The 13,016-nt window shown below is 66.8% G+C and carries 5 protein-coding genes; 2 read left to right on the top strand and 3 right to left on the bottom strand.

Annotation, left to right across the window (positions count from 1 at the left end):
- The first annotated feature begins 12 nt into the window (after positions 1-12).
- Both HNE04_RS16820 and HNE04_RS16825 read left to right on the top strand, forming a co-directional pair.
- Complete coding sequence (locus HNE04_RS16820; protein ID WP_172221521.1) at positions 13-4,584, top strand: MupA/Atu3671 family FMN-dependent luciferase-like monooxygenase; 4,572 nt, start codon at positions 13-15, stop codon at positions 4,582-4,584.
- Positions 4,581-10,835 carry a type I polyketide synthase gene (locus tag HNE04_RS16825; RefSeq protein WP_172221524.1) on the top strand — a complete coding sequence of 2,085 codons (6,255 nt, stop codon included), beginning with the start codon at positions 4,581-4,583 and terminating at the stop codon, positions 10,833-10,835. The genes HNE04_RS16820 and HNE04_RS16825 overlap by 4 nt, the downstream gene beginning before the upstream one ends.
- A 33-nt stretch (positions 10,836-10,868) precedes the next feature.
- Here HNE04_RS16825 and HNE04_RS16830 read toward each other — a convergent pair whose 3' ends face one another.
- The 3 genes from HNE04_RS16830 to HNE04_RS16840 all read right to left on the bottom strand — a co-directional run bounded on the left by HNE04_RS16830 (position 10,869) and on the right by HNE04_RS16840 (position 13,009).
- Positions 10,869-11,438 carry a hypothetical protein gene (locus HNE04_RS16830; protein WP_172221527.1) on the bottom strand — a complete coding sequence of 190 codons (570 nt, stop codon included), beginning with the start codon at positions 11,436-11,438 and terminating at the stop codon, positions 10,869-10,871.
- A gap of 144 nt (positions 11,439-11,582) precedes the next feature.
- Positions 11,583-12,059, bottom strand: coding sequence for a hypothetical protein (locus HNE04_RS16835; RefSeq protein ID WP_172221530.1), 477 nt, complete (start codon positions 12,057-12,059; stop codon positions 11,583-11,585).
- A gap of 140 nt (positions 12,060-12,199) precedes the next feature.
- Positions 12,200-13,009: an SDR family NAD(P)-dependent oxidoreductase gene (locus tag HNE04_RS16840; RefSeq protein ID WP_172221533.1), complete on the bottom strand. Its 810-nt coding sequence runs from the start codon at positions 13,007-13,009 to the stop codon at positions 12,200-12,202.
- Between the last annotated feature and the right edge of the window lie 7 nt (positions 13,010-13,016).

The raw sequence follows: 13,016 nt of genomic DNA on the forward strand, positions 1-13,016 counted from the left end.
TTCGAGAATGTGATGAGCAGTACAAGCGCTGTGTTTGTCGGCGACGGAAGTTTGTTGGTCCAGTGCGGCGAGGCCTATCTGAGCGCCGGGCATGCGATCCGGTGCGTGGCCAGCCACGCACCCCATATCCTGCAGTGGGCCGAGTCGAAGGGAATCGAAGCGGTGCACCTGGACGTGGACTCGCCCATCGAGATTCCGGCGAACCAGTTCGACTATCTCTTCAGCATTGCCAACCTGCATGTATTGCCCGCCCACCTCATTGCGCGGGCGCGGAAATTGGCAATCAATTTCCACGACGCGCCCCTGCCCCGGTATGCCGGACTGAACGCGACGTCCTGGGCGCTGCTCGCCCAGGAAAAAGAACACGGCGTGACTTGGCACGAGATGACGCCCGCGGTGGATGCGGGCCGGATCGTTCGCCAGGCGAAATTTGCAATCGACGCCGCCGAAACCGCATTCAGCCTCAACACCAAATGCTACGAGGCGGGCCTGGCCACCTTCAAGTCCATCGTCCACGACATCGGTCGCGGCGATCTTCCCCTCACCGAACAGACCGGCCATCGCAGCTATTTCGGCCGCGATCGCCGGCCCGACGCCTTGGCCACCCTGGATTTTTCGCAGACCGCAACGGACATTGCCGCGCTGGTACGCGCGCTCGACTTCGGGCCCTACCCCAACCCGCTGGCACGGCCAAAGGTCCTTCTTCGGGACTCGATGCTGCTGGCTGCTTCGGCGCGCATCGCGTCCAAGCCCTCGTTCGCCGCACCGGGAACCCTGATCGAAATCGATGGGCAGACGCTGCGCATTGCCACGGGCGAAGGCGACATCGTTCTTGGCGGATGCACGGATCCGGCGGGCCGGCCGCCGCAGGGACTCACTGCGGGAACGGTGCTCCCCCATATCGATGCCGCGCTGCGCGAAAGGCTGGCGGCGTGCGTTCCGCAAGTCGCGAAGGGCGAGGCTTTCTGGCGCAAGGCTTTCGGGGCGCTGGCGCCGGTTGAACTTCCTTATCCGAGGAGTCTTTCGGCGCCGCGCCCGAGCCGAGGTGCGCCTCTGCGTGAGAGGCTGGATGTTCCGGCGCATGGCGGCCAGACTGCCGCCGCCTTCTTGTCATGGCTGTCGGCGCTCACCGGCCAGGAGCGCGTTTCGGTCATGTATCGCGACACCGTACTGACCCAGTGGGCGCGTGGCCTGGAGAGTTGGTTGTCGCCCTGGGTTCCACTCACATTGGTCACATCGCCACAGGACAGCGCCGTGCAGGTCGGCGCCGCCGCCGAGACCCAGGTCGCCAGGATTCGCGAAGCCGGTCCCTATGCGCGTGATCTGCCGGCGCGCCTGGGCGACAAGCAACCGGGCTTGGGACAAGTCGGAAAGACCGGCATTTGCCTCGGCCATGCCGCACAACTCGGCGACTTCGAACTGCTGCTGACAGCGGATGCTTCCGGCACCGGGCTCGAGTTGGTAGCCGATGCAGGCGTATTCGCCCTGCAAACGGTCCAGCTCATGGCAGCCCACCTCGGCGCATGGCTCAGGGCCTTCGACTCGGCGTCCGGCCCCGTGGCCCGGATCCCGCTGGCGCCCCCCGGTGAGGTGCAGGCGATCGCGCAGATCAACGCCACGGCGATGGCCTACGACACTGCAGGCTGTGTGCACGAAGCCATCGCCGCACAGGCAGCGCGCACACCCCAGCAAGAGGCGATCTCCTTTCAGGGCCAGTCCCTCTCTTATCGCGACCTCGATGAGAAAGCCACCCGCCTCGCCGCGCGGTTGCTGGAGCGCGGCGTCGTCCCCGGCGACATGGTCGGCCTGTGCCTGGAACGCACTCCCGAGCTGGTGATTGCCGTGCTGGCGATCATGAAGACGGGCGCCGCCTACCTGCCGCTCGATCCCGACTATCCGCCGGATCGCATCGCCTTCATGATCGAGGATTCGCAAACGCGGCTCGTCGTCACCAATGGCGCTCTGGCCGCCTCGCTCACCTTGCCCTTGGACAGGGCGCTCCTGCTCGATGCGGAGCTTCCGGCCGCGGATGCAACTGCGAAGCTCCCGGCGGCAAGACCCGACAACGCTGCCTATGTGATCTACACCTCGGGCTCCACCGGCCGGCCCAAGGGCGTGGTGCTCACCCATCGCAACGTAATGAACTTCTTTGCCGGGATGGACCTGCGGATCCCGCACGAGCCGGGCGCGCGCTGGCTGGCGGTGACCAGCCTCTCCTTCGACATCTCGGTACTCGAACTGTGCTGGACCCTGGCGCGCGGGCTCACCATCGAGCTGCATTCGAACACCGCACGGACCGAGACCCGGCCGGTCGACTTCAGCCTCTTTTATTTCGCCAGCGACAACTCGTCCACGCCGCAGGATCGCTACAAGCTCCTGCTGGAGGGCGCGAAGTTTGCCGACAAGGAAGGCTTCGCCGCCATCTGGACGCCCGAGCGCCATTTCCACGCCTTCGGCGGCCTCTACCCCAATCCTGCGTTGACCAGTGCGGCCATCGCGGCCATGACCACACGGCTGAAGATTCGCGCCGGCAGCTGCGTGCTGCCGCTGCATCACCCGATCCGCGTGGCCGAGGAATGGGCCTTCGTGGACAACATCTCGCAAGGCCGGGTGGGCGTTTCGTTCGCATCCGGCTGGCAGCCCAACGACTTCGTCATCGCGCCGGCCGCCTTCGCCAACCGCAAGAACGAGATGCTCGCCAATATCGACGTGGTCCGCCGGCTGTGGCGCGGGGAAAGCGTTGCGTTCCCGGGCCCGCTGGGCAAGCCGGTCGATGTGCGGACCCTGCCGCGGCCGATCCAGAAAGACCTGCCGATCTGGCTCACCGCCGCCGGCAACCCCGAGACCTTCCAGCAGGCCGGCGAGCTGGGATGCCACCTGCTCACGCACCTGCTGGGCCAGAACATCGACGACGTTGCGGAGAAGATCAGGCTGTACCGCGTGGCCTGGCACAAAGCCGGCCATCCGGGCGACGGTCATGTCACGCTCATGTTGCACACCTTCATCGGCCAGGATGAGGACGAAGTGCGCGAGACCGTGCGCGGGCCGATGAAGGAATACCTGCGCAGTTCGGTGGACCTCATCAAACAGGCGGCGTGGACTTTCCCCACGTTCGTGCAGCGCGGCGGCGAACAAGGCAAGAGCCCGGTCGAGATCATGGATGCGCAGCCGCTGTCGCCGCAAGACATGGACGCCCTGCTGGAACACGCGTTCACGCGCTACTACGGCACCAGCGCCCTGTTCGGCACGCCGCGGCGCTGCCTGGCGCTGGTCGACAAGCTCAAGGGCGCGGGCGTGGACGAGATCGCCTGCCTGATCGACTTCGGCATCGAAACCGATACGGTGCTCGCGCATTTGACGGATCTGAAAGGCTTGATGGAGGCAGCCCGGCACTCGCAGCCTTCCGTGCACCGCGCCTCGGTCGCCGAGCAGATTGCACAGAACGCAGTGACCCACCTGCAGTGCACGCCCTCCATGGCTTCGATGCTGGTGGCGGACGCCGCCGGCCGCTCGGCCTTGTCGCGCCTGTCCGTGCTCATGGTCGGCGGCGAAGCCCTGCCCCTGAAACTCGCCAAGGAACTGAAAACGCTGGTGCCGGGGAAGGTCCTGAACATGTACGGGCCCACCGAGACCACCATCTGGTCCACGACCTGCGAGCTGGATGACATCGGCGATTTCGTTCCGCTCGGGCAGCCGATCGCCAACACCCGCTTGGCCATCCGCGCGCCCTGGGGCAATGAATGTCCGGCGCTGGTACCCGGCGAATTGCTGATCGGTGGCGATGGCGTTGCCCAGGGCTACTGGAAGCGCCCTGAGCTCACGGCCGAGCGCTTCGTCGACGACCCGGCGCAACCCGGATCGCGCATGTACCGCACCGGCGACCTGGTGCGCCGCCATCCCGATGGCGCGCTCGAATTCCTGGGCCGCATCGACCATCAGGTGAAGATACGCGGCCATCGCATCGAGCTCGGCGAGATCGAAACCGCGCTGGCGCGGCAAGCAGGCGTGAAGGAAGCCGTGGTCGTCGCGCGCGATGACATCTCCGGCGACAAGCGCCTGGCGGCCTATGTCACGGCCAAGGCAGGCGGCGTGCCCAACGCGGAGCAGTTGCGGCGGGCGCTGGCGCAGGAACTGCCGGAGGTCATGGTGCCCTCCACAGTCGTCGTGCTGCAGGCGATGCCGCTCACGCCCAACGGCAAGGTGGACCGGCGCGCCCTGCCCGAGCCGCACTCGGCGCTGGCGGTGCGGCCATCGGCAGCGCCCGAGAACGAGCTCGAGAAGACGATCGCCGCCATCTGGCAGGAGGTTCTGGGGCTGCCCCACGTGGGAACTTCGGACAATTTCTTCGACTTGGGCGGCCACTCGCTGCTGGTGGTGCAAGTGCAGCGGCGGCTGCGCGATGCCTGCGGGCGCGAGGTTTCGATCACGGACATGTTCCGCCTGCCCACCATCAGTTCGCTGGCCGCGCACCTGGGTGGCAACCCGGTAACCAGCGCGGTTGGCGACGGATTGAACCGGGCCAACGCGCGCCGGCTCATGCGGGCACGCTCCGGCGTGCAGCCCACCCAGAGTCCTGTCGCATGAACGATATCGATCCCGGCAGCATCGCCATCGTGGGGCTGGCGGGACGCTTCCCGGCCGCCCGCTCGCCCGCGGAGCTCTGGTCGCTGCTGCGGGATGGCAAGGAAGCAACCCAGTGGCTGACACCGGATGAACTGCGGGCGGGCGGCGTTGCCGAAGCCGACATCGAAGACCCGGATTACGTGCGTGCGAGCCTGGTGCTGCCCGACATGGAGATGTTCGACGCCGAGTTCTTCGGCTTCAGCAAGCGCGACGCCGCCGTGCTCGACCCGCAGCACCGGCATTTCATGGAGTGCGCCTGGGAGGCGCTCGAAGACGCCGGTCATATGCCCGAGACGTTTGCCGGTGCCATCGGTGTGTTCGGCGGCTGCGGCATGCAGGCGTACCTGCCGTACAACCTGCTCACCAACCCCCAGCTCGTCAAATCGATGGGCATGTTCTTGCTGCGGCACACCGGCAACGACAAGGACTTTCTCTGTTCGCGCGTTTCCTACCTGCTCGACCTGAAGGGGCCCAGCATTTCGGTGCAGACGGCCTGCTCCACCTCATTGGTTGCCGTGCACATGGCCGCCCAGAGCCTGCTGTCGGGCGAGTGCGACATGGCGCTCGCGGGCGGGGTGAGCATCGAGCTGCCGCATCGCCAGGGTTATCGGTATGCGCAGGGCGAGATCCTCTCGCCCGATGGCCATTGCCGCGCCTTCGACGACGACGCGGCCGGCACCCTCTTCGGCAGCGGCGCGGGCATCGTCGTCCTGCGGCGCCTGGAGGATGCCATCCGCGACCGCGACAACATCTACGCGGTGATCCGCGGATCGGCAGTGAACAATGACGGCTCGCAGAAAGCCGGCTACCTCGCACCCAGTGTGGACGGCCAGGCGCGCGCCGCCGTCGAGGCGCTGGGGGTCGCAGGCGTCGAGCCGGGCAGCGTGGCCTACATCGAGGCGCACGGCACGGGCACGCCCGTCGGCGATCCGATCGAGATTGCCGCCCTGGCCCAAGCCTACGGTGCGGGCGGACCCGGCTTTTGCGGCATCGGCTCGCTCAAGACCAACATCGGCCATCTGGACACGGCGGCAGGCGTGGCCTCGCTCATCAAGGTGTCGCTCGCGCTGCGCCACGGGCTCATTCCGGCCAGCCTGAACTTCAGCCGGCCCAACAGCCGCATCGACATGGCGAGCACGCCCTTCCGCGTGGTCGACAAGGCCCGGCCCTGGCTCCGCGGCGCCACGCCGCGCCGCGCCGCTGTCAATTCGCTGGGCGTTGGCGGAACCAATGCCCACGTGATCGTGGAAGAGCCGCCGGCGGCCGACACGGCCCCGCAACAGGATGCATGGCAGCTCGTGACGCTGTCGGCGCGCACCCCTGCTTCGCTGGAACGGCTCAAGTCCAAATGGCACGGCTTCCTGGCCGATCCGCCACCCGGTTTTTCGCTGGCAGATGCCGCCTACACCGCCCAAGTCGGGCGCAGGCCGTTCGAGCATCGCTGTGCGATCGCGGCGCGCGACGTGGCCGGCTTGCGCGACGCGCTCGCTGCCAAGAGCCATGCCCACCGCGTCGCCGGCAAGGCAGAGACCCGCGCGCCAGGCGTCGTCCTGATGTTCCCCGGTGGCGGCGCCCACTACCCGGGCGCGGGACGCGAGTTGCTGGGCCAGCCGGCCTTCCAACGTGCAATAGGCGAGTGCCTGCGCGCGATGCCGGCCGAAGCGCCGCATGACTTGCGCGAGGTCATGTTCGACAACGCTGCAGGTAGCTCGGCCGCCGATACCTTGGCCCGCCCCACCTACGCCATGCCGGCGCTGTTCACGCTCGAGTACGCGCTGGCCAAGCTGTGGGAGAGTTGGGGAATCAAGCCCGCCGCGGTCATCGGCCACAGCGCCGGGGACTACGTGGCGGCCTGCCTGGCGGGCGTGATGTCGCTGCCGGACGCGCTCTCGATCGTCGTCCTGCGCGGCCAGCTGTTCGAGGAAGCGCGGCCCGGCGGCATGCTGTCCGTCGATCTGCCGGAAGCCGAGCTGGCAGCCGTGATGGCGGGGCTGGACCTGGACATCGCGGCCGTCAACGCGCCCGACCTGTGCATGGCCTCAGGCCCGCTGCATTCGATCGCGCAACTCGAGAAGCGGCTGGCCGCGCGCGGCATCGAGGGGCGGCGCGTGCGCATCAACGTCGCGGCGCATTCACGCTTGCTCGACGGCGTGCTCGATACCTTCCGCGAGCGCGTCTCGCGCATCCGCTTCAATGCACCGGCGATCCCGTTCATCTCGAACCTCACCGGCACCTGGGCCGACGCGCAGGCACTCACCGACCCGGAATACTGGGTGCGCCATTTGCGCCACCCGGTTCGTTTCTCGGCGGGCCTGGGCCAGCTGCTGCAGGAGATGCCGGACAGCATCCTGGTCGAAGCCGGGCCCGGCCAGGGACTGTGCGCCCTCGCCCGGCAGAACAGTGCCGGGCACGCCCGAACCATCCTGGCCTCGACCAGCAAGGCCCAGGAGCCGAACGCCGATCTCGCTTTGATGCTCACCGCCGCCGGTGCGCTCTGGACGCGCGGCGTCACGCCTGATTGGGCGGCCCTGCGCGGCCCGGCACGGCCCCGCCGCGTTTCGCTTCCGACTTACGCCTTCGATCACCAGCGCCACTGGATCGAGCCCGGCATCCGCCCGCAGCAACAGCAGGAGGAGCGCGCGCAAGCCACGGCACCGGCTGCCGCGGCGGTGACGCGCCTGCCCGCTTACGACGATTGGTTCCGCGTTCCCGAGTGGACGCGTTCGCCCTTGCCGGCGGCAAATCCGCAGCCGGGCCACAAGTGGCTGGTCTTCGGCAATCATTCCAAGCTGACCGCCGACATCGTTACCCGGGTCACCCAGGACGGTGGCAGCGTGACGCTGGTCCACCGCGGCCAGGATTTCGCCCGGGAGCGCAACGGGAGCTTCAAGATCGCGCCGGCCGATGCGCAGCATTACGGCAAGCTTCTGGCAGCGCTGGACCAGTCGGCGATGCTGCCCGACCACATCCTGCACCTCTGGTCCATGGACACCATGCCCGGCGGTACGGGCAAGCAGCTCGCGGGGCAGGCACTGGCCTTCGACAGCCTGGTCAATACGGCCAAGGCCCTGCAGGAACTCGATCTGGCCGCACCACTGCGCCTCACCGTCGTGACGGCTGGCAGCCAAGCCGTGATGGGCGAGGCGGTGCCGCATCCCGAGCGGGCGCTGGCCCTGGGGCCCTGCCGCGTGATACCCCAGGAAATACCGAACGTCAGCACGCGCCTGATCGATCTGGCCCCCTTCGATGTTTCGTCGGAACCGGTCGCGCGCGCCATCGTCTGCGAGGCCCAGCACGCGGATGAATCCGACCTGGTCGCCTATCGCGACGGCGAGCGCTGGACGCAGCAGCTCGCACCATCCCCGAAGCCGGCCGGCCGCGAACGCCAACTGCTGCGGACGGGGGGCGCCTATCTCATCACCGGGGGGCTGGGCGACATCGCACTGGACCTGGCTGCTTTCCTGGCCGCCAAGCACAAGGCGCGGCTGGCCCTCGTCAGCCGGCGCGCCCTGCCGCCGAAGGCCAGCTGGCCTGGCCTTGCCGCCAGCGGCGATCATTCGGCACAGGTGCGGCTCGTGCGCCGGCTGCTCGCCTTGGAGCAGCAAGGCGCGCAGGTGCTGGCGATCAGCGCCGACGTGGCGGACCGCGAAGCGATGGCGCGGGTGGTTTCGGAATGCCGGGCCCGCTTTGGCACGATCAATGGTGTTTTCCATGCGGCCGGCGTACTCGACGACGGCCCGATCGCCACCAAGACGTCGGGCAGCGTGGCGCGCGTGATCAGTCCCAAGGCCTGTGGCGCGCAGGTGCTGCACGAACTGTTGCCGCCCGGCGATCTGGACATCTTCGCGGTGTTCTCCTCCACCAGCGTCTATCTCGGCGTTCCGGGACAAGTCGACTACGTCGCGGCCAACGCCTTCGTCGATTCGCTGGCCGCCTCTCGTTCGGACGGGCTGGCCGTTCATTGGGGTGTGTGGGGCGACAAAGGCATGGCCGTGCGCACCTACGGCCACCAGAGCCTGGGCCACGAAGCGGCGAATGAAGGCCACCCGCTCCTGGGCGCACAGGTGGACAGCGAGAACGGCGCGGCCTTCGAGGCGACTTATGCCAGCCGCGACCTGTGGGTGTTGCAGGAACATGCAGTGGCCGGGCGCGCCGTGCTTCCGGGCACTGCCTACATCGAGATTGCGCGCGCGGCGATGGAAGTGCTCCATCCCGGGGCTGCCGTTGAGATTCGCTCGTTGTCTTTCGAGGAAGCGATGGTGTTCGACGGCACGTCGGCGCGCATCGTTCGCGTGGAGATGCCGCGCACGCCCGCCGGCTACGATTTCCTGGTGCGCAGCCGCGATGTACTCGACGACCGCTGGCTGGAGCATGCGAGGGCGAGCGTCAGCGTGTTCCTGGGAACGCTTCCGGCGGCGGCGCCGGTGTCGTCCGCCGGATGGCGCAGGGGAGAAATCCCGCAGGAGAAAGCCGTCGCCTTCGGTGCGCGTTGGCGCAACATCACCCGGATGCGTCTCGCCGAGCGCAGCGCCATGGCCGAGCTGGCGCTGCCGGCGCAGTTCGCCGGGGACCTGGCCGCGTACACCGCCCATCCCGCCATCACCGACATGGCCGCGACCTTCGGCCTTCACCTGGTCAGCGCGGCGGAACGCGACCAGAACCTGTACGTGCCGCTCTCCGTGGAGCGCATCCGCCTGGTCGCGCCGGTGCCCGCAACTCTAACCAGCCGCGTCGAGCTCAGGGGCGAGACCAAGAATCGGTTCGCCGCTTTCGACGTCAGCCTCCACGCGCCGGACGGCGCGCCCATCGCCACCTTCGAGGGCTTCTCCCTGCGCGGCGTGAAACCCGACGCGGTGTCGCACCAGGCCCCCGCCCGGCGGGAGCGTAGCCTGACGGACGCGATGCTGGCCTGTGGCATCAGGGGAGAAGACTCGCACGAGCTGTTCGCCCGTGTGTTCTCGGGTGCCGGCCGCGACATCATGGTTTCTTCCATCGAGCTCTCGCAGATCAAGCGCGCGATGGCCGAAGCCCGGCCCAAGGTGACAGTGCGCAAGCCGGGCACCGCGGGCGAGACGGCCGGCAGCGCCGGCCTCAATCCGGTCGAGCGCATCCTCGCCGAGGTCTGGCGCGAACTGCTGGGCGTGGAGGAGATCGGCACCGAAGACGACTTCTTCGCCCTGGGCGGGCATTCGCTGGCGGCCGTGAGGCTGTTCGCACGGATCAGGAAGCAGTACGCGGTCGACCTGCCGCTGGCGACCCTGTTCCAGGCCCCCACCTTGGGAGCACTGGCGGCCGTGGTTGCGCACGCGGGCGGCCTGGACACGGCGCAGCCGGCAGCCGAGCCGAAGAAGCACGCCTCCAATGTGATCTCGCTCGTCACTCGCAGCTGGTCGCCGCTGGTGGCGATCTGTAAGGGGCGAGCCGAGCGCAGGCCGCTGTTCTGCGTCCATGGCGCCGGCGGCAACGTGCTGAACTTCAAGATCATTTCCGACCGGCTGGGCCATGAACAGCCCTTCTATGGACTGCAAGCTCAGGGTGTGGACGGCCGCCTGGCGCCGCTCGCCACGATCGAGGAAATGGCCACGCAGTATGTCGAGGCCATCCGGACCGTCGATGCGCACGGTCCGTATCGCCTGGCCGGCTATTCCGCCGGCGGCGTGATCGCCCTCGAGATGGCACAGCAGCTCAAGAGAGACGGCGCTGCGGTCGAACTTCTGGCAATGATCGACACCCTCTCGCCCACCGCGGCCAGGCGCAAGGTATCGAACTTCAAGAAGCTCTGGTTGATGCGGCACTGGACCGTGCAGTTCGCGCTGGACTGGCCCGGCCGCCGCCGCAGGGGCAAGCTGGCGGACGCGACCTATGCGCTGGCGTTGCAACGGCTGGCGCGCGGCGAGCCGCTGCCACCCGAACTGGTGGAGTTTCACCTCTTCCGCAGCTTCGTGGCGGCGCAAGAGCGCTATCACCCCGCGCCCTACGACGGCTCCATGGTGCTGTTCAAGGCGACCCAGGCCGACACCCAGTACCTGGGGGCAGGCGACACGCTGGGGTGGGACGAGCACATCAGCGACGACATCCGGGTCACCACCATCGCGGGCTCGCATTTCTCGATGATGGCCGAGCCGGGGGTGTCCGAGTTGATCGCAGCCTTCAAGAAGGAACTGGATCTCCTGGATGGCGATCCGAAACCGCCGCGATCGCGGGTGGCGTAGCGGCCGAGAACGAGGCGCCGCAAGCGAACTGCTTCAGGCGTTTGACCGGGTGCGCGCCTGACGCAGCGCGGCGACGTTGTCGGCAGGTTTGCCGTCGCCTTTTCGAGCTACCTTGTGCCGGGATTTTGGCGATTCGGCGTTGCGGGTCGGCGCCATCGATATGTCGCGCTTCTTTGCCGCCGAGATGAACGGTTTCCGTTGTCCGGGAATCGGCGTTTTGATGTTTGTACTGCCGCCGGTAGTGAGTCTGCAGCCACTCGACTTCTGCGCCCTGGTTGACTTTCCCGCGATCAGCGGACTGGAAGGCTTCGCTCCCCGCCCAGAGCAGCGCAGGTCGAGGGGCCGCGGCGCCATGATCTTCGATCGAGCCGGCTTCAGTGGCTGCGCCGCCGACCGCGGAAAAGCGGCGGTGCCGACACGGACGGGGCCGGCATTGGCGGATGACACGGCGACTGGTTCGACGGTCGGGCTGGACTGGCTTAGCTGAGTTGACTCAGACACAGGGGTGGGCTTGTCGACGCCTTTGTCGACGCCGACCAGCGCCAAGGCCAGCGCGAGGAGGCAGAGCCTGATCCGCCACACGTAGACGCGGGCAGTCTCCATGATCAGCTTCCCTGACGTTGCATGTTGGTCATGTTCAGCGTTGGCATCCAGACTTACTCTATCTGTGCGACACCGAGCTTGCCGTAGGCTGCACGGGTAGCGCGAGGTAGGCTACTTCCTATGTCCGGATGGATTTTGCCGGGCTCAAAATTTGATCCCGACGTGGGCGCAAAAGAAGGGCCTGTAAAAGGGCCTGGCCAGCAGGTTCAAGGTGACCGACTCGTTGAGCTTGACTTTGACCGCCGGCATGATTCCCACTCGAAGGCCACTGCTGTTCACCTCGCGGTAGCCGGAGGCGAGGACAGCTCGGATTCCCCCCGAAATCTCGGGCGTCCATGGGTAGTAGAGCCCATAGCCCGCATAGAACGATGTCCTTCTGTAGGAGTTCTTGAAAGCGCCGGCCTCGGCCTCGTCGTTCCAGCGTCCCACGCCGCCGAGGTGGCACGTCAACCCGGCCCCGTAGTTCCACTCGTTCCACCCATGCCGGGCGGAGTACTTCGTCTCGTAGAGGTGTGCGGAAAGCCCAAAGATATTGAGTTCAGGCTCTCGGCACCATTCAGATGCGTGGGCGCTGAACGAGAGGAACAGAATCCATGCCAAACAGAGCTGCCTGGTACTCATGCTGACCGCCTATCTCTACGGGATGAGTACTCATTAGCGTGCTATCTGCCAACTCAAGTTTGGTGTAAATGACACTTTCTGCCCCGTACAAAGCACCTACGGCGTACTGCTTAGCTTGGGACTGATGTCATGGGAGGGGCTCACTTTTGATCACCGCCGCCCACAATACTGCAACTCTGGCCGCCATCCACCGGCAGGCACACGCCATTGATGAAGGACGCCTCGTCCGATGCCAGGAACACTGCGGCGTTGGCGATGTCCCATGCCGTGCCCATCTTCCCCGTTGGCACAGCGCGGTCACGAGCTGCACGCATCTCTTCCACGGACGCATACTGCGACGAGATCTCGCGGTAGATCAGCGGGGTATCGATCGCGCCGGGAAGAATGGCATTCGCGCGAATACCGTGGCGGGCGTACTGCAAAGCGATCGCCACGGTGGCTTGGTTCACTGCGGCCTTGGCCGCGTAATACGCAAAGTACGGATACCCGGCCCATCGAATTGCCGCCAGCGACGAGATGTTGATGATCACGCCGCTTCCTTGCTTGATCATCTGGGGCAATACGGCCTTTGAGGTGCGATAGACGCTGCCTACATTGATGTCCATGGACCGATGCCATGCCGCCTCGTCTATGTCGACGGGCCCGCCCATGAGCGTTGTACCCACGTTGTTGTGCAGGATGTCGATCCGCCCGAAGGCCCGCATCGCTCGCTCGACCGCTGCCGCCACCGAGTCCGAACTGGTCACATCAGCCTGGATCGCCATCCCCACGTGATTTTCCGATTCGATGATCTGAACGGTCTCGCACACAGCCGCCTCAGCAATATCCATGGCGACGACGCGTGCGCCTTCGCGTGCATAGGCGACTGCCGCCGCTTTTCCGTTGCCCCATCCGGGTCCCGATGACCCTGCCCCGAACACCAGGGCCACTTTTCCCTTCAGTCGATCCATTACTGCT

It is taken from the genome of Caenimonas soli (assembly GCF_013155545.1).
Classification (GTDB): domain Bacteria; phylum Pseudomonadota; class Gammaproteobacteria; order Burkholderiales; family Burkholderiaceae_C; genus Ramlibacter; species Ramlibacter soli.